The 25206-nt window shown below is 46.6% G+C and carries 27 protein-coding genes and 1 riboswitch; of the genes, 14 read left to right on the top strand and 13 right to left on the bottom strand.

Going from position 1 to position 25206, the window contains the following annotated elements; all coding sequences use genetic code 11:
• Nucleotides 1-24: 24 nt before the first annotated feature.
• From AC5V8P_RS05040 to AC5V8P_RS05025, 4 genes are all read left to right on the top strand, one after another.
• Complete coding sequence (locus AC5V8P_RS05040) at nucleotides 25-1776, top strand: ABC transporter ATP-binding protein (RefSeq protein ID WP_064795678.1); 1752 nt, start codon at nucleotides 25-27, stop codon at nucleotides 1774-1776.
• Nucleotides 1773-3512 carry an ABC transporter ATP-binding protein gene (locus AC5V8P_RS05035; protein WP_064795679.1) on the top strand — a complete coding sequence of 580 codons (1740 nt, stop codon included), beginning with the start codon at nucleotides 1773-1775 and terminating at the stop codon, nucleotides 3510-3512. The genes AC5V8P_RS05040 and AC5V8P_RS05035 overlap by 4 nt, the downstream gene beginning before the upstream one ends.
• Before the next feature lie 211 nt (nucleotides 3513-3723).
• Nucleotides 3724-4038, top strand: coding sequence for a MazG nucleotide pyrophosphohydrolase domain-containing protein (locus AC5V8P_RS05030; RefSeq protein WP_049825437.1), 315 nt, complete (start codon nucleotides 3724-3726; stop codon nucleotides 4036-4038).
• 12 nt (nucleotides 4039-4050) lie between these two features.
• Nucleotides 4051-4632: an LOG family protein gene (locus AC5V8P_RS05025; protein ID WP_049825436.1), complete on the top strand. Its 582-nt coding sequence runs from the start codon at nucleotides 4051-4053 to the stop codon at nucleotides 4630-4632.
• Between the two features lie 201 nt (nucleotides 4633-4833).
• Here AC5V8P_RS05025 and AC5V8P_RS05020 read toward each other — a convergent pair whose 3' ends face one another.
• Both AC5V8P_RS05020 and speE read right to left on the bottom strand, forming a co-directional pair.
• Nucleotides 4834-6126 (bottom strand): MFS transporter, encoded by a 1293-nt coding sequence (locus AC5V8P_RS05020; RefSeq protein WP_064795680.1) that lies wholly within the window; start codon nucleotides 6124-6126, stop codon nucleotides 4834-4836.
• 265 nt (nucleotides 6127-6391) lie between these two features.
• Nucleotides 6392-7219, bottom strand: a complete 828-nt coding sequence (gene speE, locus AC5V8P_RS05015) for a polyamine aminopropyltransferase (RefSeq protein WP_064795681.1) — start codon at nucleotides 7217-7219, stop codon at nucleotides 6392-6394.
• A gap of 282 nt (nucleotides 7220-7501) precedes the next feature.
• Between speE and AC5V8P_RS05010 the strand changes: the two genes are divergently transcribed.
• On the top strand, nucleotides 7502-9559 hold the full coding sequence (locus AC5V8P_RS05010) for a transglycosylase domain-containing protein (protein ID WP_064795682.1): 2058 nt from the start codon (nucleotides 7502-7504) through the stop codon (nucleotides 9557-9559).
• Between the two features lie 147 nt (nucleotides 9560-9706).
• On the opposite strand, the gene AC5V8P_RS05005 is transcribed toward AC5V8P_RS05010, so the two are convergent.
• The gene (locus AC5V8P_RS05005) at nucleotides 9707-10171 is read right to left on the bottom strand and encodes a transporter (protein ID WP_081276723.1); all 465 of its coding nucleotides are present in this window, start codon (nucleotides 10169-10171) and stop codon (nucleotides 9707-9709) included.
• A 134-nt stretch (nucleotides 10172-10305) separates the two neighbouring features.
• Complete coding sequence (locus tag AC5V8P_RS05000) at nucleotides 10306-11355, bottom strand: hypothetical protein (protein ID WP_064795683.1); 1050 nt, start codon at nucleotides 11353-11355, stop codon at nucleotides 10306-10308.
• Between the two features lie 123 nt (nucleotides 11356-11478).
• Between AC5V8P_RS05000 and AC5V8P_RS04995 the strand changes: the two genes are divergently transcribed.
• A complete protein-coding gene (locus AC5V8P_RS04995) occupies nucleotides 11479-11871 on the top strand; it encodes a VOC family protein (protein ID WP_064795684.1) in 393 nt (130 codons plus the stop codon).
• Between the two features lie 89 nt (nucleotides 11872-11960).
• The gene (locus tag AC5V8P_RS04990; protein ID WP_064795685.1) at nucleotides 11961-12773 is read left to right on the top strand and encodes a pentapeptide repeat-containing protein; all 813 of its coding nucleotides are present in this window, start codon (nucleotides 11961-11963) and stop codon (nucleotides 12771-12773) included.
• 102 nt (nucleotides 12774-12875) lie between these two features.
• Here the strand turns inward: AC5V8P_RS04990 and AC5V8P_RS04985 are convergent, their stop codons facing one another.
• The 5 genes from AC5V8P_RS04985 to AC5V8P_RS04965 form a co-directional block, all read right to left on the bottom strand.
• Entirely contained in the window at nucleotides 12876-13466 is a 591-nt protein-coding gene (locus AC5V8P_RS04985) for a hypothetical protein (RefSeq protein WP_231116743.1), read from the bottom strand.
• Nucleotides 13467-13522: 56 nt separating this feature from the next.
• Nucleotides 13523-13876: a YunG family protein gene (locus tag AC5V8P_RS04980; RefSeq protein WP_063212154.1), complete on the bottom strand. Its 354-nt coding sequence runs from the start codon at nucleotides 13874-13876 to the stop codon at nucleotides 13523-13525.
• Between the two features lie 48 nt (nucleotides 13877-13924).
• A complete protein-coding gene (locus tag AC5V8P_RS04975) occupies nucleotides 13925-14068 on the bottom strand; it encodes a hypothetical protein (RefSeq protein WP_231116744.1) in 144 nt (47 codons plus the stop codon).
• Between the two features lie 228 nt (nucleotides 14069-14296).
• A complete protein-coding gene (locus AC5V8P_RS04970; protein ID WP_063212155.1) occupies nucleotides 14297-14803 on the bottom strand; it encodes a PTS sugar transporter subunit IIA in 507 nt (168 codons plus the stop codon).
• Between the two features lie 345 nt (nucleotides 14804-15148).
• Nucleotides 15149-15655, bottom strand: coding sequence for a YwhD family protein (locus AC5V8P_RS04965; RefSeq protein WP_064795686.1), 507 nt, complete (start codon nucleotides 15653-15655; stop codon nucleotides 15149-15151).
• A gap of 124 nt (nucleotides 15656-15779) precedes the next feature.
• Between AC5V8P_RS04965 and AC5V8P_RS04960 the strand changes: the two genes are divergently transcribed.
• From AC5V8P_RS04960 to AC5V8P_RS04940, 5 genes are all read left to right on the top strand, one after another.
• On the top strand, nucleotides 15780-17792 hold the full coding sequence (locus AC5V8P_RS04960; RefSeq protein ID WP_064795687.1) for a M1 family metallopeptidase: 2013 nt from the start codon (nucleotides 15780-15782) through the stop codon (nucleotides 17790-17792).
• Nucleotides 17793-17803: 11 nt separating this feature from the next.
• Complete coding sequence (locus tag AC5V8P_RS04955; RefSeq protein WP_063212158.1) at nucleotides 17804-18631, top strand: hypothetical protein; 828 nt, start codon at nucleotides 17804-17806, stop codon at nucleotides 18629-18631.
• A 276-nt stretch (nucleotides 18632-18907) separates the two neighbouring features.
• A riboswitch (cyclic di-AMP (ydaO/yuaA leader) is annotated at nucleotides 18908-19045 on the top strand.
• Nucleotides 19046-19051: 6 nt separating this feature from the next.
• Nucleotides 19052-19552 carry a C40 family peptidase gene (locus AC5V8P_RS04950; RefSeq protein WP_063212159.1) on the top strand — a complete coding sequence of 167 codons (501 nt, stop codon included), beginning with the start codon at nucleotides 19052-19054 and terminating at the stop codon, nucleotides 19550-19552.
• Nucleotides 19553-19617: 65 nt separating this feature from the next.
• Entirely contained in the window at nucleotides 19618-19776 is a 159-nt protein-coding gene (locus AC5V8P_RS04945) for a hypothetical protein (RefSeq protein WP_196771807.1), read from the top strand.
• 77 nt (nucleotides 19777-19853) lie between these two features.
• The gene (locus AC5V8P_RS04940; protein WP_064795688.1) at nucleotides 19854-20345 is read left to right on the top strand and encodes a GNAT family N-acetyltransferase; all 492 of its coding nucleotides are present in this window, start codon (nucleotides 19854-19856) and stop codon (nucleotides 20343-20345) included.
• Between the two features lie 93 nt (nucleotides 20346-20438).
• Here AC5V8P_RS04940 and AC5V8P_RS04935 read toward each other — a convergent pair whose 3' ends face one another.
• Together AC5V8P_RS04935 and AC5V8P_RS04930 are read right to left on the bottom strand one after the other, a co-directional pair.
• Nucleotides 20439-20738 carry a 4a-hydroxytetrahydrobiopterin dehydratase gene (locus AC5V8P_RS04935; protein WP_063212161.1) on the bottom strand — a complete coding sequence of 100 codons (300 nt, stop codon included), beginning with the start codon at nucleotides 20736-20738 and terminating at the stop codon, nucleotides 20439-20441.
• Nucleotides 20739-20854: 116 nt separating this feature from the next.
• On the bottom strand, nucleotides 20855-21148 hold the full coding sequence (locus AC5V8P_RS04930; RefSeq protein WP_063212162.1) for a hypothetical protein: 294 nt from the start codon (nucleotides 21146-21148) through the stop codon (nucleotides 20855-20857).
• A gap of 187 nt (nucleotides 21149-21335) precedes the next feature.
• On the opposite strand from AC5V8P_RS04930, the gene motA reads away from it, so the two are divergent.
• Together motA and motB are read left to right on the top strand one after the other, a co-directional pair.
• Nucleotides 21336-22130, top strand: a complete 795-nt coding sequence (gene motA / locus AC5V8P_RS04925) for a flagellar motor stator protein MotA (protein WP_025723780.1) — start codon at nucleotides 21336-21338, stop codon at nucleotides 22128-22130.
• A complete protein-coding gene (gene motB, locus AC5V8P_RS04920) occupies nucleotides 22123-22950 on the top strand; it encodes a flagellar motor protein MotB (RefSeq protein WP_064795689.1) in 828 nt (275 codons plus the stop codon). The genes motA and motB overlap by 8 nt, the downstream gene beginning before the upstream one ends.
• A gap of 134 nt (nucleotides 22951-23084) precedes the next feature.
• Here the strand turns inward: motB and rluF are convergent, their stop codons facing one another.
• On the bottom strand, nucleotides 23085-23786 hold the full coding sequence (rluF, locus tag AC5V8P_RS04915; protein WP_063212165.1) for a 23S rRNA pseudouridine(2604) synthase RluF: 702 nt from the start codon (nucleotides 23784-23786) through the stop codon (nucleotides 23085-23087).
• 48 nt (nucleotides 23787-23834) lie between these two features.
• A partial coding sequence (locus AC5V8P_RS04910) for a PAS domain S-box protein (protein ID WP_495473567.1) occupies nucleotides 23835-25206 on the bottom strand: 1372 nt, incomplete at its 5' end.

The raw sequence follows: 25206 nt of genomic DNA, 5'->3' as shown, positions 1-25206 counted from the left end.
TATTCAGGTTAGGTGATGGTTTATTTGCTGAAATTTGCTGTTTTTTTGAAACCCTATAAAAAGGAAACGATTCTTGGGCCTCTGTTTAAACTGATTGAGGCTATTCTGGAATTGCTGCTGCCTACTATGGTAGCTTTAATGATTAATCATGGCGTCGGTAGGGGAGATACCCATTATGTATGGCAATTGGGCCTGTTGATGTTGCTCATGACTATTCTGGGCTTTGGCAGTTCTCTCGTGTGCCAGTTTTACGCAGCCCGTGCTTCCCAAGGATTCGGAACCACACTGCGCAACACCATGTTTAAGCATATTTCATCGTTTTCTTATGCGGATCTCGATAAATTTGGGACGCCCTCTCTCATCAACCGAATTACGAATGATGTTAATCAGCTTCAAACGGCTGTGGCGATGCTGATTCGTCTGGTCATTCGTGCTCCTTTTATTTGTATCGGGGCGATCATTATGTCGATGATATTGGACTTCCGCCTTGCTTTGGTGCTATTGGCGGCTACGCCCATTCTAGCTGTGATCCTGTATGTGGTCATTACGAAGGCTTCTCCCCTGTACCAGCTATACCAGAAGAAGCTCGATAAAATTGCTCTGGTGCTAAGCGAGAATCTCACAGGAGTACGGGTTATACGTGCATTTGCCAAAAGAGGAGCTGAACGGGTAAAGTTCAATACCGCCTCAGATGATCTAACCCAGACCGCCATTCGTGTCGGACGTATTTCTGCTCTGCTGAGCCCAGCCACCTTACTGGTGGTCAACGGAGCTATTATTGCCATCCTGTGGATCGGCGGTATCCATATCCAATATGGCTCTCTTACTCAAGGAGAGATTATTGCGTTTATTAATTACATTACGCAAATTTTGCTGGCCCTGATCGTGGTGACGAATCTTATTATCCTGTTCACCAAGGCAGCCACTTCAGCAGCGAGAATTCAGGAGGTTCTGGATACGGAAGCATCGATTTCCGATTCTGACCCTTCCACATCTATTAGCAGGAAAGAGACAGGTAAGAACAGTCCTGTACCAGCCATCTCTTTTGATCACGTCTCCTTTGGCTACAATAAGACAGGACAATTGGCACTTAGTGACATAGTGGTAGACATCTATCCCGGTGAAACAGTTGGGATCATAGGAGGAACGGGCTCAGGGAAATCCACCTTTGTGAATCTCATTCCCCGCTTCTATGATGCAGTGGAGGGTTGCGTACAGGTCGATGGCATGGACGTACGGCACTATAAATTGGAGCAATTGCGGAAGAAAATCGGGATAGTCCCCCAAAAGGCCCTGCTGTTCACGGGGACTATAGCGGATAATATCCGATGGGGGCGTGAACACGCCACCGATGAGGATGTCGCCAGGGCCGCAGCCATTGCGCAAGCGGATGAGTTTATTTCCAACTTGCCGGAAAAATTCGATGCCCCGATCACCCGAGGAGGGCTTAATCTGTCAGGCGGGCAAAAGCAGCGACTTACCATTGCCAGAGCTATTGTAGGCAATCCGGAAATTCTGATTTTGGATGATTCCTCAAGCGCACTTGATTTCGCAACTGACGCCGCCCTTCGGAAATCGCTACGGGAAAATAGCTCTCGCATGACTGTTCTGCTGGTCTCCCAACGAGTAAGCAGTGTACAGCATGCCGATAAAATCATTGTATTTGATGAAGGCCGAATTGTCGGGATCGGCACACATGATCAGTTGATGAGCAGTTCGGAAGTATACCAGGAAATTAATCGCTCCCAGCTCTCAACGCAGGAGGTGGACCAATGAGTGGCAAGGAAACCTGGAAAAGATTATTAAACTATGTCGGTCAATATAAATCAACAACGTTTTGGGTTATCGTCAGCGCGATTCTCAGCGTGCTTGCCAGTCTGATCGGGCCCTATATGATTGGTCGGGCTATCGACCATATGGTGAATAAAGGAGCGGTAGACTTTAGAGGCATTGCGTTGATTCTTTTTGGATTAGGTATTGTATATGTTGTAGGCAGTCTATTTAGCTGGCTGCTCACATATTTGACGAACCGCATTGCTTTTCAGACTGTAAATGATATGCGACGGGAGTTATTCGATCATTTTAATATCCTTCCGCTAAGCTTTCACGACAATCATCCACAAGGAGATAGCATTAGCCGTTTTGTGAACGATATGGATGCCGTGTCGGATGGATTGTTGCAGGGCTTTTCCACTTTGATCACTGGATTGATTACCATTATTGGTTCGATTGTACTCATGCTGTATATCAGTCCGGTGATGACGCTGGTGGTCTTGGTGTCTGCCCCCATCACATATGGCGTTGCACGGTTCATTACTACAAAATCGCAACGCATGTTCCGCGAGCAGGCCAAAATTTTAGGAAGCCTGAACGGATATGTGGAGGAAATGATCGGCGGACAGCGGGTAGTGACTGCCTTTCATTATGAAAAGCGCTCGTTTGAGGAATTTTCCGCCAGAAACGAACAGCTGTACCAAGCCGGGGTGAAATCACAGTTTTACGGATCTTTGTCCAACCCTTCCACCCGATTGGTCAACAACATGACTTTTTCAGTCACCGCTATGATTGGCTGTATTTCGATCATTTTGGGTGGAATTTCGGTAGGCGGTTTGTCGAGCTTTCTCATTTACACCAATTTGTTCGCCAAGCCTTTTAATGAAATTACAGGGGTATTAACGCAGTTTCAGGCTGCGACAGCTTCTGCCCAGCGTATATTTGCTATTTTGGATTCGCCGCCGGAACAACCGGAAAAACCGAACGCCGTGCAGCTGGAGCGCAGTAAAGGCACGATTCTGTTTGATCATGTAAAATTCTCCTATAATCCGGGACGAACGCTTATTACGAACTTTAGTTTGGAGGTCAAACCGGGCACTCGCGTAGCTATCGTCGGACAGACCGGTGCAGGCAAAACAACACTCGTTAACCTGCTTATGCGCTTTTACGATGTGGACAGCGGTTCGATCTCCATCGACGGAGTGAATATCAACGATATGAGCCGGGATAGCCTGCGGACTAACTTTGGCATGGTGCTTCAGGATACATGGCTGTTCAGCGGAACGATTCGTGACAATATCGCCTATGGGAAGCCAGAGGCCACGGACGAAGAAGTCATTGCGGCTGCGACAGCTGCTAATGCGCATGGCTTTATCAAGCGCCTGCCTCATGGTTACGATACGGTCATCAGCGGGTCGAGCGACAGCCTGTCACAAGGGCAAAAGCAGCTGCTTACCATCGCGAGAGTAATTCTCGTCGATCCACCTATGCTCATTCTGGATGAAGCAACCAGTAGCATAGATACCCTTACAGAGGCCCGCATCCAAAAGGCCTTCATGAAAATGATCGACGGACGCACCAGCTTCGTCATCGCTCACAGGCTATCAACCATCCGTGAAGCGGATCTGATTTTATACATGAAAAACGGCGATGTCGTCGAAAGCGGCACCCATGAAGGACTGCTCGCCAGCGGCGGCCATTATGCCTCGCTCTATAACAGCCAGTTCACTACGGCTTAAAAAGGCTGAGCAGATACGGTCACATCAATAAGCTCAACGTCTTTAAAAAAGCCAATTGCTTTTTAAGCAACTGGCTTTTTTATTTTTCTTTGATAAATCCCACCTTATATTATATAATAAAAACACGAACAAATGTTTCTATACCATCTAAACCTTATGGTTTTGTGAGTAGCCAACATTTATGCATGGAGTTGCAGTTGGGAGGCTGAATATGGACATTAATGAATTTCAAAAGTGGGTAAAGCAATATTATCAGGATAGAAACTGGTCAGACTTGGATATCTTTGTCCGAATCGGTTTCCTGGCAGAGGAAACGGGGGAGGTTGCGAGAGCTATCCGCGCCCTGGAAATTGGCAGAGACCGGCCAGATGAGATCGACGGTTCATTCGAGGAGAACAAGGAACATTTAACCGAAGAACTTGGAGACGTACTGGGTAATCTCATCGTGATCGCCAACAAGTATGACATCACCTTGGAGGATATATTTCAAACACACCAGCAAAAACTTGCAAAAAGATATACATAAGGAGAATCTCATATGAAAAGTATCGCTGTTTTTTGCGGTTCCAGTAATGGAGCGTCTGAGGTTTATCGAGAGCATGCTGTTGCTCTGGGCAAGGCACTTGCCGAACAGGAAATAAGCCTGGTTTATGGAGGAGCAAATGTGGGTCTAATGGGTGCAGTGGCTGACGCAGCACTTCATGCAGGAGGTCGCGTCATTGGTGTGCTCCCTTACTTTTTGCAAAGCCGTGAAATTGCACATAATGGCCTGAGCGAATTAATCATTGTTGATTCCATGCACGAACGCAAATCTAAAATGGCAGAGATTGCGGACGGTTTCATTGCTTTACCAGGTGGTCCAGGTACGATGGAGGAATATTTTGAAATTTTCACATGGGCGCAATTAGGCTTGCATGAAAAGCCATGTGGGCTTTTAAATATTAACCATTATTACGATCCTCTTATTTCCTTGTTTGATCGTATGGCCGCGGAACAATTTATGCAGGAAAAATATCGTTCGATGGTAATTACGGATACGACTCCACAAGGAATCCTACATAAATTCACTAATTATACTCCTCCTTCCGTCAAAACATATCTTACGAGCAAACGGGTCTGACATTAGGAATGGCGCATCCCGATCAGCAGACGTACTATATAATTTTAAAAGGAACACCACCGTCAACGTATTCCAGTGGTGTTCCTGTAAATTGAACGAAAATGGCAGACTTTCTCCCCAATCGTCACAGTCGATTTTAAACCTGCATTTAATTATGTAGTCATCCAATGAATGATATCATGCCTAACGAGAACGCCAATCTTAAATTCCTGCTCCCGTAGCGGTTGGATGATCAACAGGTTCGTCTTCCTGAAAGTCACGTCGATACCACCAGCCGATCAGAACAGCAATGGTAGTCATAGCCGCAGCCAGCAAATACACCTGCACCATACCAAATCGGTCAGCATACCAGCCCATAAATAATAAAGCCAGACCAAAAGCGAGATTGGTAAGCACATCAATTCCTGCCATTACTTTGGGCAGCTGGGCTGCCGGTGCACTGGTTTGCAGCAAGGTGCGGCGAATAATACCTGCCATTTGAACAGGTAAACCTGACACAGCAAAAAGAATAAGCGCAGCCACGGGAATGGTATTCAGCGCAAATACAATGGTAATCAGAACATATACCAGCAATGCCCCAAGCATGTACAAAAAGCTGTTCTTTTGCAATCGTTTGACCAAGCCAACCACAATCAATCCGCCCAAAATGGTACCGGAGAAAAAGGATGCATTCATAAAGCCCCACCAGCTCGCATCCCGATGCAGTACTTGACTGACGTACGCCAAAATAAATACGCCAAGCCAGGAGACTCCCCCAATACTATCTACGCTATCGACAATCATCAGAGAACGAATACGACGGTTATGCCAGATAATTTTCCATCCTTCCCCAAGCTCTTTCCATTGGGAGTCTTTCTCCTGTTCCTTTGCGGGTTCTATTACATCTGCTGAGGACTTTGAAGATGCGGAGTTTAATTCCTTTTGATCCAGCGGATCACGAATGAAGGACGTGACAGTTACAGCCACGAGATAACAACAGGATGCGATTACAAGCGTGTTCAAGGAACCCAGCCAAGCGACAATCATTCCACTCAACGCCCAGCCTGCACACTTGACCACCTGATCACTGACCGCTACCATACCGTTAGCTCGCATGAGTCCCTCGCCAGTAGCCAAACGGGGTACAAGCGCATTACGCGCAGGATTGGTCCATCCATCCAAAAAAGACATGCCAAATACCATCACAAAAATAAACAGAAACGACCTTTGCTCAGGTACAATCCATAAATAAAGCAGCAGCAGTGTAAAAATGACAAACTGCCCAAACTGGGAAAATAGCAGAACCTGCGTCAGCCGAAATCGACCGAGCACGATCGGTGCTACAAGCCCACTAACCACTTGAGCCGACAATCGGAACAACGGAATTAAAATGGTCGTCATTAAGGAATTACTTGCACTGAATACCAACACCACCACACTCAACATATAGATAATATCTGCTGCGTTAGAGATCGTCTGAGATCCCCATAGGTAATAAAAAGAGCGTCTGATCAAAAAAGTCTCCCCCTCTTTGGTACATCACCAAATTATGAATTTCCATAACCAAACCTCCCCTGTCGATAGTACAAATCTGTTTAATGTCTGGTTTTTTGTATGTTCTACATACACCCTTAAATTTCCTTCTTTTATCTTAAAAGGAAATTCGGTGTCCACTATATGTTCAAGCCTAATACACTCTGGTTTCATACAAAAAAGCGTCTATAGCGCTCTTTTCGCCCTATACTGGGCATAAAGATCACTAAGACGCTTCTTAAAATGTTTACTTCGTTAAATCTTCTACAAATTTAGGCAGTACAAACGCTGCTTTGTGCAGGCGCGGACTGTAATATCGGGTGTCCATCTCCGGAATTTGGGTCTCGTCCACTTCAAGCGGGTCATATTTCTTACTGCCCAGTGTGAATGTCCAAAGACCGCTCGGATAGGTTGGAATGTTTGCACCGTACACACGCACAATCGGGAAAATCTCTTTTACATCTTTGTTGACCTTCTGAATCAGATCAGCCTTGAACCAAGGATTATCCGTCTGCGCCACGAAAATGCCGTCTTCTTTCAGCGCCTCAAAAATACCTTGGTAGAACCCACGTTCGAATAGCGGCGCTGCTGGACCAACCGGCTCTGTTGAATCGACCATAATCACATCGTATTCATTTTTGTGTTCGATAATATGCATATAACCGTCATTGACCAGCACTTCCACATTCGGCTCGTCCAACTTCCCCGCAATTTCAGGCAAGTATTTTTTAGAATATTCAATGACTTTACCGTCAATCTCAACCAATACGGCTTTTTCAACTTCAGGATGCTTGATGACCTCACGGATAACGCCGCCATCGCCGCCGCCCACAACCAAAACCTTTTTCGGATTCGGATGTGTATTCAGCGCTGGATGCGCTACCATTTCGTGATATACAAATTCGTCTTTAACCGTTGTCATCACCATGCCGTCCAGAACAAGCATATTGCCGAATTCCACTGTCTCGATCATTGCCAGATCCTGAAAATCTGTTTTCTCAGAGACATAGGTTTGTTTGATTTTTGCTGTAATACCGAAAGAGGGAGTCTGCTTCTCCGTAAACCACAAGTCCATCCTTCCAACCTTCTTTCTGATCAAAGTATGTGTCCGGCAATTCGGTAGCATAAACATGGACTTTCCTTATAACTGCAACACACAAACGCCGAGTTTGCTATTTTTATTGTACCAAACACACTTGAATTTCACACTTTTTGCATTATAAATAATACCCGAATGGACTGCAAAAGCATTTTAAAGGCTTAATCTTGTTTAAAATGGATACGTATGCGAATCTAATGAATATACGCTTTCGGATTGACTATACTGAGAACATCAACTATGGAAGGAGGTGGCATGATGACCGATACGACCGGGCGATCCTCCAAGCGTAAACCGCTTTGGCTTCGATGCTTGCAAGGACTGATGTCTCTCACGATTCTGACGGTCATCGCCGCCTGCATTCTGCTCGCCTATTTGTACACAACCAGCCTTCCGCTCGCCGATACGGATCGAAATTCACGTCTGCTCGATAGTCAGGGGCAAGTCATTGCCACCTTCTCTGCCAGAGGCAAGGAGTCTATCCCTGTCCAGTTGGATCACATTTCGCCCGATTTAATAGCAGCTACACTGGCCGTGGAGGACCGGAAATTTTACGATCATTTTGGCTTTGATTTCAAAGGATTGGGCCGGGCGATAATTGTTAATCTGACCCGCTGGGATATGTCACAAGGGGCGAGCACGCTGACTCAGCAACTTGCACGCAATCTCTACTTGTCTCACGAGAAAACGTGGACGCGCAAGGCCAAAGAGGCCATCTATACCGCACAGCTTGAAATGAAGTATTCCAAGAATGAGCTGCTGCAAATGTATTTGAATGAAATTTACTATGGGCATGGCGCCTACGGCATTGAAGCGGCTTCGCAAATGTATTTTGGTAAATCCGCAAAGGATCTGGATTTGGCCGAAAGTGCCCTATTGGCAGGTATTCCGAAAGGACCGACCTACTATTCACCATATAATCATATGAAAAACGCAAAGGATCGGCAGAAAATTGTACTGGACTCGATGGCGCTCATCGGCAAAATCACACCTGCTGAAGCCACCAAGGCCTATGATGAGATACTGGCTCTGCGGCCCGAAAGCCAGCGTCGGACAGTGGAGGCTGCTCCCTGGTTCCGCGATTACGTTCGCCAGCTAGTGACTCATCAATTTGGCATTAGCGAAGCGATGCTTGAGCATGGCGGGCTGAGCATTTATACGACGCTGGACATGCACATGCAGCAGGCAGCCGAGGCGGCTGTCCATGAGGGCATGAAGAATAGCAACGGACTGGAAACTGCACTAATCTCCATGGACCCACGGAACGGGCATGTCAAGGCCATGGTCGGCGGAACGAACTATGTCGGGAATCAATACAACCATGCACTGGCCACAACCCGGCAGCCAGGCTCCTCTTTCAAGCCGATTATGTATCTCAGCGCGCTGGATTCCGGCCAATTGACGAGTACGTCCAAATTCGAAAGCCGGCCGACGTTGTTCCACTATGACAACAACCGCAAAACTTATAAGCCCAAAAATTTTGGAGACAAATATTTGGGCGAAATAGATCTGCGGCGCGCCATTGCGGCGTCTGATAATATTTATGCCGTTAGCACCATTCTACAGGTGGGAGCGGACAAGGTCATGGACCTCGCTAGCAAAATGGGCATTACGAGCGAGCTCAAGCCCGTGCCTTCGCTAGCACTAGGCGTATCGCCCGTCAGCCCGTTCGAGATGGCCTCAGCCTTCTCGGTCATCAGCAGTGGCGGGCAAAAGGTGGCTCCGGTGGCGGTGCTGCGCATCACCGATGCAGCCGGGCGATCGCTGTACGAAGCACCGCAGGCCGCGCCCGTGCAGGTGGTGAAGCCCGCCTCCGCCTATGTCCTCACACGCCTCATGGAAGGCGTGTTCGAGGAAGGCGGCACTGGCAACCGGGTCGCGAAGCTGATCAAGCGCCCGGTTGCCGGCAAAAGCGGCACGACCAATACGGACGCGTGGATGGTCGGCTTTACCCCCGAACTATCCACCGCTGTTTGGGTCGGATATGACAAAGGCAAGGACATCAGCACGCAGGATGCCCGGCGGGCGGCACCGATTTTCGCACAATATACGGAAAAAGCACTGGAGAATGTGCCGCCCAAAATCTTTCCAATCCCTGACGGCGTAGTCAGCGCCTATATTGACCCGGACAGCGGCAAGCTGGCTGCCCCGGACAGCCCCAATAAGCGGCTGGAGGTTTTCGTCAGCGGTACCGAGCCGAAGGAGACCCTATCGGGGCAGAATAATCCACCCGCAGCGACGCCTACCGATCAAGCGGAGCGACAGGCCGAAAAAAAATCGTGGTGGGGCAATTTTAAACGATGGTGGCTGGAGTAATAGCAAAAAAAGACTGGGGAAACGCCATGAGCGTTCTCCCAGTCTTTTTATCTTTATTTCACTTATCTCATTCGCCCATTCTTGCTCTTTTGTCAGTGCTATCAGCCATCACCCAATTAAGCCCCGTTCTTCCCTAAAGCTGCGCTATTACCAAAAACAACTAAACGATTCAATACGGTTAGTGTCTACACCATAATAAAACCAAAAACGTCCACTCCACCGAAAACCCGCTACGGATGTTCTGCCTATAAATACGGGGTACATCCAGAAGCGCTCTCCATTCGTCAGCCATACAAACGTATTGCGGTACAGGCAACCAAACATGGCTCCAGGGTCAACTGCAAATGTAGAAACTAGCGGCTTTGGTGGCGTAAATGATGGTGGTGGGGAAGTGGGTGCTTGAGCTTGCTGCCCGCCTTGCGGACCTAACGGCCCCTGTGGCGGCGGTGAGAATGGCTGTGGCGAAAATGATCCTGGGCCTGGTGGCGGACCTACTGGAGACGAGAATGGATCCTGCATGTCGGGGAATTGTGGAAATGAAGGACCTGACGGCATGAATGGACCCGGAGTACCCGGTTGCGTTCCGAAAGGAACTTGTGGCTGTAAAGACATGTGTTTCACTCCTTGTGTTCTAGGCTGATGTATCCTATGCGGGACATCAGCCCGTGGATTGGGCGAATCCCTAGATCGTCGCCAAACTTGCTATTCCGTCCTTTTATGTCAAATCCCTTCATATCCCAGCCCGATTAATTTCCCGTTCGAACATGCTCCAGCTCTATTTCATGCACCATTTTAATTTCGATCCGTTTCCTGAGCTCATCATACTGTTCCAGCAGCCGGTGCTTATATCCCAAACGTTCGTTCATCCAGCCTATCATGGAGTCATCCTTATGCTCCGTAGACCAGCTAAACAAATCGCCATAGAGCTGAACGAATGATTCCTCGTTACAACGAGCAAATCGGATCGGTCGAGCTCTATAGCTAAGCTTTAGTTCCAACATTTCATACAACACTTCCAACCGATACTCCAAGGCCTGTACACCTGCTTTGGATACATCGTAGCTTTTTATATCCTGAATAAGCTCGCTAAAGGTCAGCCCTACATGCTGCATCGCAAAATAAGACCACACACAACTTCCCGTAGCCGTTCCATGAGCCTCCCAGAGCGGATTCCACAATATAGATCGAATCGTGTCCCTCTGCTTTTCTCCATACAGTGCAATTCCAGCAATAATTCCCGCATTACAGTCTACGGAAGCATGTCGCTCTCCCCAATGCACCAATCGCGCGACCATGTCCTCAGTAGTGCATTTAAAGCTTAGTAGAGGCAAGTACTCATTAAATAAATGCTGATCTACTGCTTGTTCCAATTCAGTCGCCAGACGTTCACGGAACGATTCGCATGGAAGATGTACGAGTCCCAAACAAGCATCTACAGATGCTGCTCCATATGGTCCGTTCACCCATGCGGCGAGGTCAGCCGCAGCTTCCACATAACCTAAATAACCTAACACATGCAGCACACCATCAGGTATATGTTCCGGTGATGCCTGATTTCGAACGTAACGCTCGTACATATCCTGAGCCAGAGCAACATCTCCGCATCTCATGATCGGCCCAAGTAACAAACCCCTGACATAGTGATCAGGGTCTTCTACAAAAAGCCAATATAACTTCCAAGCATCCTCCACGGTTCCGTATTGGGCAACTACATTCGCATAGGCAGAAATAATGCTGGCGTCCAGTTTCCTGCCTGAACCCATCATCTCAACAAGCTTTGCTGTCGCGTTCATCATCCAGTCTCCCCTTTCCTGAGTACACCTATATTTCTTTATGAAGCACGTCTCTAGTCCTGAATATTTCTATTAAAAAAGAGAAAAGATGTTATCATCTATTATCCACTTGAGGGAGTTGATCTGATGCAGGATTCTATCCCAAAAATCACAACGTTTTTCATGTTCCCCGGTCAAGCAGAGGAGGCTATGCAATATTATACCTCTGTTTTTAAGCCATCTGGTATCATCAGCATTTTTCATCAGGAAGATGGGTCCGTGTTACATGCCGTGTTCAACCTCAAAGGGCAGACCTTTATGGCTATAGACTATAACCATAAGGACAAACACCCTTTTACCCCAGCTCTATCACTGTTCGTCACTTGTGATTCGGAAGAAGAGATTCATCGTGTGTTTGATCAGCTATCTCAAGAAGGCCGAGTTCTAATGCCCCTTGAAGCCTCACCCGTAAGCCAACAATTTGGTTGGGTCGAAGACAAATACGGTGTTTCATGGCAATTAAATCTGGCAAAAGGGTAACTGATCTATTTTACTTAGCAATAAACCATAACCCATCTTTTTTTGGTACTATTACATTTAGTAGGTGCTAATAAAAGGATGTGTGTTTATTGTATACCGCCGATTGTGAAAAATGTTTTGGTTTATGCTGTGTCGCCTTGCCTTATGCCAAATCTGCCGATTTTGCCTTTAACAAGGATGGAGGGACTCCCTGCCAACACCTAAATGCGGATTATCGCTGTGGCATTCATAAAAGTCTAAGAAACAACGGCTTGCGAGGCTGTACCGTATATGATTGCTTTGGGGCAGGTCAAAAAATTTCCCAAGTTGTATACAACGGAAAAAGCTGGAGAGACGATCCGGCAATAGCCGAAGAAATGTTCAATCTATTTCCCATCATGCAGCAGCTCCATGAAATGCTCTATTACCTAAATGAAGCCCTTAGCTTAAAAGAAACTCACTCCATCTATACCGAGTTACAAGAAGCAATGACGAAAACCGAGCAGCTTACGGATCAAGACCCCAAATCCCTCATAGATCTTCATGTACCCACCCATAGGGCGCTAGTCAATGATTTACTTGTACAAACAAGTGAGTTAGTGCGAGGAAAATTTAGGGGAAACGTGGAGAATCCTAAACTTAGTAAAAAAATCAAGAGTAGAGACCTTATCGGGGCCAATTTAAGAGGCGCTAATCTGAGAGGTGCCAACCTGAGAGGCGTTCTACTGATTGCTGCTGATCTGCGTGAGGCTGATTTAGGCATGAGTGACCTTATCGGGGCAGATGTTAGAGATGCTGATTTAAGTGGGGCTAATCTGGAAGGAAGTATCTTTCTTACACAAGCGCAATTAAATTCAGCTAAAGGCAATGGTAAAACCAAACTGCCCTCGTCTCTAAGCGTTCCCAGCCACTGGCTGCATTAGTTTTATTCGTAAGCAATAATACTTACCTACACGAAAAAGAAGTAGACCGCCCTCAACTAGGTACCGATCTACTTCTGGCATTTTACTGTTCAGACCGTCATTTTACTCCCCCGTTGCATGTTGCTCTGTAGTGCTTTCACGGTAATAGCAGACTTGATTCTTACATCCGTAACGAATAGTAGATCCTGTATCCTCATAATAGCCCTCATCTTCAAAATTGGCAGGCTTTGTGGCTTCAATAAGATTCAGCAAATCCTGCGCAACTTCTGTTATAGAGTCTTTCTCAGTATCTCCCCCTATAGCAGGACCGCCTGGTCCTTCGTATGCAGTCAATATCCAGCTCTGTCCAGTCGAATTTGTTGCTTTAATTATGTACCCATAAGCTTCTTCCAAATCTTTCGATGTCCTTTGAGGCTGTCCGAATAAAGTAATTAGCGCTCCTCTAAATTGAGCACTGCTCTCCTCCTCCAGCGATGTAGCATGAAGAATATTAGATGTCATTAATACAGCCTTTTGATCATCTACCTTTTTGTAACTATATCTTGGCACATACTTCTCGCCTGAATACTTTTTACTAGGTGGGGTTGATGTCTGTTGGTCCAATGGTATTGGGTTTTGTTTAGAAGAATTCAGTAGCAAGCCACATACAATTGCTAGGATGATCACCGCAACTGCTATATATTTGTTAATCATACTCCCTCCTTATAGTCTAGAAGCTAATGTTCTCTGTGGAGATATCTTACTTACACCTATACCTTTTCGTTAAGAGTTTCCCCTAATCTCCGGCTCAAGGCTGCATACTGCTCTGCATTGGTGTCTGAAAAGGCTTCTTCCCGGTTGGATTGTACATGCTGATACTGTGGAAGGCTTGAAAATTGCGACTCCGTGAAGTCTATAATGTCCTCACCGATTCGGTTGTAATAATGCCAGCTGCTATCCAGCCATGTCTTCAAAATATCACCGCCAAGCCTGTCCTGAACGACGAGCGCTGTGACTCCACAATGTCCGGCTGCAGGATTATTGGCTGTCCATTTAGAGCTAGACTCCAAAGACCAGGCCTGAAACAATGCCTTTTCTAATTCTACAAAACGATTTGTATTCAATATGCGTCTCCCCTTCTGAAACCATTCTGTACTTATAGTGAACTTATCCTACTTACTCCAATCTATACTCCACACTCTATGAATCTTAGCTTCCGCTTCATTCAGTTCTAGCAAATACACGTCGGGATTGGAAAGTTTTTTCCATTCTTCAAAACCAAACTGCGGGTCATTCCTGTCCGGTTGCTTGGCCATGTCTAACAAAATAAATTTTCTTCACGTCATCGCTCTTAACCGCCACGCAAATATTTTATAAATTCACAAATAATTATTGTATTGGTAGTTTAACAAATATAAACGGGCTTCTGCATCTCCAGTTCAAATATTAATCCGTTTTATCGAAGGCCTTCCTTTGACCAGTCAGTGAATCATCTAAAGAAAAGACAAACCAGGAATTCCTGATTAGTCTTTTCTGAATGAGAGCTATGCTTTTAAATGAACCCTTAATACAGGTACATCTGGAGAAGCAGATGAATGATCCAGTATTTCCACATGACTGATCATATCCTGCCCGTCTGGAACGATGACCGGAGTAATTACAGGCAGTCCACCCTGCTGGATCGCATCCAGATCAAACTCCATCAATAATTGTCCAGCTTTAATGCTATCTCCTACTTGTACATGAGGATTAAATCCCTGTCCTTTGAGGGAGACGGTATTAATTCCGACATGTATCAACACTTGTACGCCGGATTCATGCTCAATGATCAGAGCGTGCTTGCTTTTTTCCATGACATGAGCAACTTTTCCTGCGAAAGGAGCAGTGACCCTGCCTTCAGACGGCTGGATAGCGATGCCGTCGCCCATAGCTTTCGTAGAGAACGCAGGATCTGGAACCTCTTCCAGGGAGACCACTTTTCCTTTAATCGGCGCTACCATGTCGAATTCTTCAATACGGGGAGCCGCCTTCTTTTTCAACCATTTAAACATAACGATGCCACCTTATTTAGAGATTACATTCATAAACAGCCATAGGAAATAACTATACCCTCTTAGGAACCGGTTCCACAAAATACTTTAATAAAACCGGGGTGAAACCGATTTCTATTTGAATTATAGTGAATGCCTTTCCATGATGTCAAGGAATTATCAATTCATAATTACATATTTATTACCTACATGAAAAAGAAGTAGACCGCCCCCAACCAAGGTATCGGTCTACTCCTGAACCTTACTGCCGACTGCTCTGAAAGCTACCAATTGAAGGCTTCGCAAAGCTTAAACAAAGATTCCAATCGGGTTGCTTCTCATAGGATTTACTGTGTAAAAGCTGGCCTACCCTTCTAGCGCCTGCTTCAATTCCTCAGGCGAAGACTCCCACCATTCCGGGTTATGCGAAATCAGCAGGCTTTTGAGCGCTGCTTTATCTTCGCTGCTGAGATCATCCAGCATGAAACGGCGCTTGAGTGCGTAATCCATACGGTTAACATGATCAGCGAGGATTTTCCATCCCCGTTTGGCTTCGTCATCAATCAGCATCTCGCAGGCGGTCGCGCCACCGTACATACGTCCTTCGGGCGTACGATCCACAGCTACCCATACCAGCCATACCTGGCGTCCGTTCGGTACATCTTCTTTATTCGTAGAGAACTTGATTCCACGTTCTACTTTACTTTTGGCATGCATGGCACCGATATCAATTTTCGCCTCGCCTCGGTCAATGATGACCGGGGACATGCTGTTCAGGTCGATTGAGCCTGCGCCGAAGCCCTTATGTTTACTCTTGCCACTGACAATATTCAGTGCAATCTGCTTTTTGCCGTCCGGCTGATTTTCACTCATGTGTCACTAGGCCTCCAATTTCCGTTTTCACACTCATTCTACACTATAAATATTTTAACTAATAATCTCCTGAAAGCAAACATATACATGCTGTAGATGCTTGTCAACGGGAGGTATCCATTGTATGACCCCAGCACGCGCCAAAATCGTTTTATTGTCCACACTAGCCCTCGGACTTCTAGCAGGAACGTTATGGTTTGCATGGCAGCCCCAATCGCAATCCACCCCTCTGTCCGCAGGCAAACCACTATACGACTACGAATCTGAGTCTGCGCTTACGCCAAATATGGGCAAGTCTCTAGGGGCCAACATCCTGCCCGACCTGCCCAAAAACCCTCCACAGCCCGCTACGGAAGTTCTCAGCAGGCGGGTGGTAGAGTACCACATTGATGTATCTCTGGAAAAAGGACGAGTTTTGCAAGGCACTGAGACACTGACCTGGAAGCATCCGGGCAAGAAAACTGTGAATGATCTGTATCTTCATCTATACCCAAATGCCTTCTCTTCCATGGAAACTACCTTTATGAAGGAATCCGGCGGAAAGCTGCGCGGAGACACCATGCCCAAAGACGGCTTTGGCTCCATGACGCTGACTGAACTAAAAACAGAAGACGGTTTATCTCTCATGCACCGTACTCAATATGTACAACCAGACGATGGTAACGCAAGCGACCGTTCACTCATGAAGGTGCGTCTGCCCAAGCCGGTGCGAGGTGGCGAAGAAATCACACTATATATGAAGTTTGAAGTCAAACTGCCTGGCATTTTCGCTCGTATGGGTGCGACAGATGATTTTGTAATGGCTGGACAGTGGTTTCCAAAGCTCAGCGTCTATGAGACCGCGGGACAACGTGGGCGCGCCGAGGAGGGCTGGAACCTCCATCAGTATCATGGCAACTCCGAGTTCTATGCCGATTTTGGAATTTACAGCATACGGATTCGAGTGCCTGAAACATACATCGTAGCAGCGACCGGATTTCCCACCCGTGGTGCGGTACGACAGAACGGCCAGAAAATATATCAATTTTACGCCGATGATGTACACGATTTTGCCTGGTCTGCTTCACCCAACTTTGTAGCTGTAGAAGAACCCTTTTCTTCCACTGAGATTCCTGGTGTCAAAATCAAGCTCTATCTGGACCCATCTCATAAGGAGCTCAAAGGACGTTACATGAGCGCAGCCAAGGCTGCCCTTTCGTACTATAGCAAATGGTACGGGCCTTACCCATATTCCACTCTATCCATCGTCGTTCCACCCAAAACAGGCAGTGGAGCCGGCGGTATGGAATATCCGACACTGATCACGGCCGCAGCTGCGGACCAACTGAACCCCGGCTATAATCTGGAACGGACGCTGGTTCATGAGATTGGGCATCAATATTTTTACGGAATGGTAGCCAACAATGAATTTGAGGAGCCTTGGCTGGATGAAGGCTTTACCTCCTATGCAGAAGAACGGCTCATGGAGCAAGAATATGGGCTTATCCCCAACTTGCCGCTACAATCGGGACAGGTAGCTTCTCCGCAGCCGCTAAACCGCGAGTCCTGGAAGTACGGATCAGCGGCTGAGTATGCACAGAATGCCTACTCACGAGGCAAGTTGGTACTACGAGGCATTGAACGTCAGGTGGGTATGAAGAAAATGGACCGAATTATGCGGACCTACGTCCAGACGTACCGATTCAAGCATCCGACCTCACAGGATTTTCAGCGTGTTGTGGAGAGGGTGACTGGACGCTCATGGAGCCACTATTTTGAACAGTATGTATATGACGGCCAGATGGCGGACTTCTCTGTCGATCGCATTATGAACCGCAAGTTGGAGAGTGGATATGAAGCAGTCGTGACGCTCAGCAAAAAAGGAGCAGATTATCCTAAGATCCCTGTTCAATTTACTTTCAAGGATGGCACAACGATATTCAAGGCATGGGACGGTACGGGCAAAAGTACAACCTTTCGACTCAAAAGCAGCTCCCCCGTGTCCTCTGTAGCCGTCGATCCTCTATACACTATTGCCTTGGAGAACAAGCATATTAATAATAACCTGAAGGCTGAATTGAACGAAAAACAACAAACCCGTTGGAGTATAGGTGTAACCAAGCTGTTGGAGACACTGCTTGGAAGTCTGTCATGGTGAGGTGTCTATAGATGCGGACTGTTATAAAAGAAGGCTGGGCGCTAGTGCGCATACGCTTTTATATCGTTATCATTTTATTTCTATATCGTCTGCTGTGGGGGGTATTTCTCTATCGGCTGGTGCAATCCGCTGTCATCCCGCTGCTGCTTCGTTATCCGGATCAGAGCCAAAACGAGTTGGGAAGGACCTTGTTTTGGATGGAGGGCCAGATCGCCTTGATGGACAGCCGAGAAGTGCACGTATATTTATGGATACTACTAGGGGCAACCGTATTGCGTATATTGATCACACCCTTTATTAGAGCCGGCATCTATCAAAGCCTGTATACCGATGCAACTGAACCGCAAAGCCTGTCCTTCTTCAAAGGGATGAAACGGCATGGTATGTCATCGCTGTTGTATTACATCATCGAGTTGGGTCTGCTGCTGCTCCCCGCCTTTTGGGTGGTACCAAGACTCTATCCTATTGTAGCAGGAACCCTGCAATCTTCCTCTTACCTGCTGCATTTGTTGCCCTATGCCATTGGGTGGATGGCTTACGGGTGGTTCATTCGGCAGTGCATCCTGTATATGCAATTGGGCACAGTCAGTGGTCACACCGTACTATCGTCCCTGCTCGCCTTCTTTCGCCAGCTTCTTCCCGCTGTCGGCGTATCCTTGCTGCTCGGTGCTTGTGTGCTACTGGTCTTCGGTCTATTTGGCACCGTGGCGATGATTTGGACTGGTATGTTGGCGCTGATTCTCCAGCAATCGTATCATTTTGTTACCAGTCTAGTCAGGCTGTGGCATATCAGTTCACAGTACCGACTATGGCATATCGATATCTCCAGCAGGAGTTAACCCCTCTCTTTATGCTATCTTCTGCATTTTCAGCTGTCGAAAAAAACTTTTTCTTCCCCGTCCTCACGACACATAACTGAATACTGTTAACAGAATCTGTTCCTACGATGTTAGGAACAGATTTTTTTTGTAACTTTTTGCGATGAAACATTTGCCAAAGCCTGCTGTCTTTGTTACAATAATCGCAGTGAACTGATAGTAACAACTTTGTAATCTTTATTGTAACCTTTATCTTAAAAACATCGTTGTCGTGAATACTGCTCTCCAAGGTGCACATCTTAAGTTAAGCCTAATTCCTGGCACCTAGGAAGCGGGGGAACCAGTTTGGGTGAATTGATCTCGCAACAGAGTGGTCATAGGGGAACCTTCTACCGAATCCTTAAGCTAACCTCGCAGGCAATTGGAAGGGGTATATTTTTTTTGAAGAAGAAGCTAACGATCGCAGCTATGGGTCTCGCCATTGCCTTTACATCCTTTACTTTCGGTGGCGGCAGTGCATTCGCAGACTCCAAGATGGACCAGGTCATCCAAGATGCCAAAGGAACGAGCTACAGAAGCGGAGGCACTACACTCGAGGGATTCGATTGCTCCGGCTTCACAATGTATGTATTCAACAAACTGGGAATTAAACTGCCGCATCAATCTGGATCACAATTCAAAATGGGATCTTCTGTATCCCGTGATGAAATGAGACCAGGAGACCTAGTGTTCTTCAACACCACAGGAAGAGGCATTTCCCATGTAGGTATCTTCGTAGGTGAAGGGAAATTCGCCCACTCCTCGACTTCACGTGGTGTAGTAGTTAGCTCACTGAACGAAAATTATTACGCTAACCGTTTTGTCGGTGCAAAAAGAATTATGAGCACAGACGCTTACCATTCTGTAGCTTCAGAAATTCCTGATGACGACAACGTAGAATAACCACCGCACAGCAAGCTAACCCTAGCCGCAATTTGATTCTGGCCGGAATCGAATTGCGGTTTTTTATGTCCACTACATCAGTCATGATTATCAATACTGACGAACTGACGCCTCAAAAGGTTTCAGTGTTAGCGAACATCGTCGGTTTTACAGTCACCGCTGGGGGAGCATTGAACGGTAAATTCCTTCTTATTGAATGTATACCCGACTTAGGTACGAAATAAACACGCTTGCCATTCCTCTTTAACTTGTCTACAATCTGTTGTTAATGATTGAAGTACGCAAAAGGAGGAATGGAAAAGTGCCTGCCTCAATATCCAACTACCGGATCGTGCCGATGGACGAGCATCAAGCGGCTGAAATCTGTGAGTGGCGCTATGATCCCCCCTACAATATATATGGCTGGCTTCCATGGGAACAAATGAAGGCACTTGAAGTCGAATTTGGGAGTCCTACGCTTCGCCAAGAGCAATATGTTGCCGTACTGGACGCAGAGAATAAGCTTGCGGGATTTGCTCAATATTTTCCTATGGTTGGTGTGACCCGGCTGGGTCTTGGAATGCGTCCTGAAAGATGCGGACATGGCACAGGCTCCGACTTTGTCCGGGCCATTGCCGAGGAAGCCAGACGACGCCACCCGCAGAATGAGATTGACCTAGAGGTGCTCACGTGGAATCAACGGGCTATTCGAGCCTATAAGGCAGCTGGATTCGAGCTGACCGATACCTATGAGCGCCAGACTCCAGATGGCAGAAAGCCGTTCCATTGTATGGTATATTATCCTGAACATTAGAACCGGGCTTTATAAATAAAAGCGCCTTCGCTATACAACCGCGATGTTGTATAGCGAAGGCGCTTTTAGCATATACGACAGATCATTACAAACTTAATGACCGCTGCGCATTTTTTCAAAAGCTTCATTATATTGTTGGGCTTCTTTAATATCTACAGCCATAATACCGCCATCGTCCCAAGAGGTCAAACGCAGAGTCACGGTCTTGTAATCAATCGTAATAAATGGATGGTGATTAAATGCCTCAGATATAGCGGCAACTTCATCCACGAATGCAATACCTTTCATAAAACTGGAAAAATTGTATTTCCGAACGATCCATCGTCCTTCTTCTAGTTCCCAGCCCTCCAGTTTCTCCAGATGTGCTTCAATCTCTTCTTGTGTAAAAGGCATGTTACGAACTCCTCCCCGTTTATACGGAAGCCTTTCAGCCGCTTCATGCGGCCAAAACTACGATATATTGGTGTACATATTACCACGGCCCCGTTGATAAATCCATCAGACGTCCTTTAGATCAAAGGGACCGACGTCAGCTCCTCATCTCCGATGAGTACATAAATCCGGTGCTGCTCCGGCTCATAAATCACAACGCCGCTACCTACAGTGATTATGGGCTCTGCACCCAGTGCATAAAATAAGTCTTCTGCCAAAGCTTCACTGACCTCCTGACGCCCCGCCGGGTCCAGCCTGTCCCAATCTTCTGCTTCCATTTCAAAAAATTCATAGCTATCTGGGATGCGTCCCACAGCCTCTGTCAAATCGTTCAAAATTTGTTCATACTCGCGCCCATGCTTTACTCCCATGCTATTTCCTCCAGTGGTTCAGCCATTCAATACCCAATCACCTTATTATACCGGAAATTCGCCCTTAACAAAAAAGAGAGTTTTGTCGATAAATACTATAATCCGTCTCATAATGACGCGCTTGGGGCAAGGATGACCCATGCGGCATGAAAGGATTCAAAATCTATTCTCATGGATGAGGTGTATCATGCAAATTTCAACCATTATCGGACTTGTGCTCGGGATTGTGTCACTGGTTGTCGGGATGATCTTAAAAGGCGCTCCGGTCGTCAATCTGGTCAACAACCCCGCTGCTTACATGATTATTTTCGTCGGAACGGCAGCGAGTATATTTATGGCCTTCCCGATGGCAGAAATCAAGCGGATTCCGAAGCTGTTCAAGGTTATTTTCACCGAACAAAAACTGTTAGACCGCAAAGAGCTCATCGGTACGTTTACCGAGTGGGCATCCATTACCCGTCGTGAAGGTCTGCTCGCCTTGGAATCCAAGGTAGAGGAAATCGACGATCCCTTTATGCGTGGCGGCATGCGAATGATTATTGACGGCAATGATCAGGAATTCGTACGGGACGTTCTGATGGAGGATATCAATGCTACGGAGGATCGACATCGCTCTGGTGCACTGATCTTCTCCCAAGCTGGTATGTATGCTCCAACACTCGGGGTACTTGGTGCGGTTGTAGGTCTGATCGCCGCTCTGGCCGACCTTAGTGACATGGAAAAGCTCTCTCATGCCATTGCAGCAGCCTTTATTGCGACGTTGCTCGGTATTTTTACAGGTTATGTCCTGTGGCATCCGATGTCCAACAAGCTGAAACGGTTATCCAAAAAAGAAGTCGAGCTTAAATTAATGATGGTCGAAGGTCTGCTTTCCATTCAATCGGGGATATCTACGATTGCCATCAGTCAGAAACTGACGATCTTCCTGACTCCGACCGAACGGGCTACAATGACCCAGAAGGATGGCGATTCCAGTGAGTAAAAAGAGACATGAACCGCACGAAGAGCATGCTGACGAAAGCTGGCTGTTGCCATATTCCGACTTAATGACCCTTCTGTTGGCTCTTTTTATTGTCTTATTCGGTATGAGCTCGCTCGATGCCAAAAAATTCGAAACTATGGCTCAATCCCTAAGTTCAGCTTTTAGTGGCGGTACGGGCGTGCTGGATCACTCAGCCGCGAATCCGTCATCACAATCGATGGATATGGGCAAAAATAAAGAACAAGTATCACAACCATTAAAATCGAAAGCCACTTCTACCTCTGATCTGCAGAAGCAACTCGCTCAGCGGGAAGAAGAAGATTTAAAGAAGCTTAAAAAACAAATGGATCAATACATTCAAAATAACGGTCTGTCCACTCTGCTGAACACCAAGCTGAACCAATCCCAGCTGATGATCACCATTAGTGATAATGCCCTGTTTTCATCCGGGCAGGCCGAAGTAAAGCCGGAGGCAAGGAAGCTGGCCAAGTCCATTTCCAGCATGCTTCAACAGTTCCCTGGCTATGATGTTATCGTATCCGGCCATACAGACAATGTACCTATTTCCAATAGTCAGTTCCCGTCCAACTTTGATTTGAGTGCCAAACGCTCGCTTAATTTTTTGCGTATTTTGTTGCTGAATCCGCAGCTCAATCCAACCAAGTTTGTATCCATCGGATATGGCGAGTATCGACCTTTGGCAAGCAACCAAACTGGAGAAGGACGCTCCAAAAACCGTCGTGTCGAAATTTCCGTTCTTCGCAAATATCAGAACGGTACACAAGTTATTAGTCCTACCTCAAGCTCGAATGAAGGTTGATCATGAATATGTTATATGAACAAAGGCACCGCCGCATTTTTTTTGCAGCTGGTGCCTTTTGCTTTAGTGATTCCTGTATTCTAGCCTGTCATATACGAGAGCCAAGCGCTATAGGCTATCAGAGGGCCTCTGCATTAGCTAAGCGTATAATCAAGCATCTGGCCCAGTTCCCGCTTTTCAGCCTCTGTTAAATCACGCCAGGCCCCTTTCTGAAGGGATCCCAGCCGAATATTCATAATTCGCAGGCGCTGCAGTTTTTTAACTTCATAGCCGAAGGCAGCGCACATACGTCGGATCTGACGATTTTTCCCTTCTGTCAGGATAATACGGAATACATGCTCAGATACACGCGTCACTTCACAGGGCAACGTCCGCTGACCGAGTATCTTCACACCGCTGGACATCCCCTGTACAAATGATGGTGTGACTGGACGATCCACCGTTACGATATATTCTTTCTCATGCTTGCCTTCTGCCCGTAAAATCTTATTCACAATGTCTCCATCATTGGTCAATAAAATGAGACCTTCTGAATCCTTATCCAGGCGTCCAATCGGAAATATCCGCTGCGGGTGCCCCACAAAATCGACAATATTGCCTCTAATGTGGCTCTCTGTCGTGCTTGTAATGCCCACTGGCTTGTTCAATGCAATATAGACGTGATCGGACTTATCGCGCAGTGGCTTGCCGTTCACACGAACATCATCGCCTTCCTCCGCTTGACTGCCCAGTACGGCCACTTCGCCGTTAATTGTCACGCGGCCGCTCTCTACCAGCTTGTCCGCCTCCCGACGCGAGCAAAAGCCAGTTTCGCTGATAAACTTGTTAATGCGCAACCTGTGTACCCTCCATTTCTACGAACACACTTCCTCTGCCCTGACTCGTTATTCAGGCTTGGCAATCGGAAGCTGCACAAGGGCCGTTGTTCCCTCTCCCTCTGTGCTTTCAATATCCAGTGTGCCTTTGTGGCTCTGTATAATACGCTGGCTGACCATAAGCCCTAGCCCTGTACCTGTTTCTTTACTTGTGACAAAAGGTTCTCCCAGCTTGGACAGCATTTCTGCAGGAATGCCCTTTCCTTGGTCCCGTATGACGATTTTAACGTTTTCTCCCTCTAAGAACAAATGAATTGTGATGATGCCGCCTTTACTCATAGCCTCCATGCTATTTTTAAGTAAATTAATGAATACCTGTTTTAACTGATTTTCTTCAGCATATACCAAGGCAGGTTCGTCTGTGACCTGAAGATCGAATACAATACCCAACAGATGCGCCTGGCTATCTAGCAAAGAAATAACATCACTCACAATATAACGGACATCTTTTTTCTGAAAATGCACGGCTTGTGGCTTCGCCAGTATTAAAAACTCGCTAACAATCAAATTAATGCGATCCAGCTCAGACATCATAATATCGTTGTGTTTCATATTTAACACTTGATTTTGCTGCTGTAGTTGTAGGAAGCCGCGTAGTGTGGTTAATGGATTACGAATCTCATGCGCTACGCCTGCCGCCAGTTGCCCTACAGTTGTCAGTTTCTCTGATCTTCGCAGCAGTTCCTCCATCCGATTGCGCCCCGTGATATCACGAGAAACACAGATAAAGCCTAAGATTTCGCCTTGTTCATCCAGAATAGGCGACGTACTCATACTAATCTCTACTGTACTTCCATCCTTACGCATTCGTAGGGTCTCACTTGATACGATGCTTTCTCCCTGAAGCAGGCTCTCCTTCTGAAATTCATACTCTTCCTGTAGCTGCGGAGGTACAAACTCCAGCTTACGGCCAACCAACTCTTTCTTGGTCCATCCGTACAAAGCTTCGAATGCATGGTTGACCCGAATAACACAATCCTCCTGATCGGTTACATGGATGGCATCTGCCGTCTGATTAATAACTGATTCTAGATGCTCTTTTACAGAACGGTTTTCTTCATACATCTGTTCAAGTCTTCTCGTATACATCCCTAAATTGTAGGCCATCGCATTAATCCGCTCACCGAGCTGTGCAAGCTCATGACCACCTTTAATTTGTAGCCGTGTATCAAAATGACCGTCAGCCATCTCGTTCACTTTCCCCAAAATTGACTGAATGGGACGAACAAATAAGCTGGCGAGCACATAGCTTCCAATGATCACAACCTCCAAAAGAACAATGGAAATGGCTACTAAGCTAATCAATTGCTTGGATATAACAGAAGCGATGGTATCATAACTCATGACAATACGGATGACATAAGCATCACGGTTTGACGGA

The sequence above is a fragment of the Paenibacillus sp. N119s genome (genome assembly GCF_059447605.1).
The sequence above is the reverse complement of the archived record's forward strand: the minus strand, read 5'-3'. Positions and strand labels throughout refer to the sequence as shown.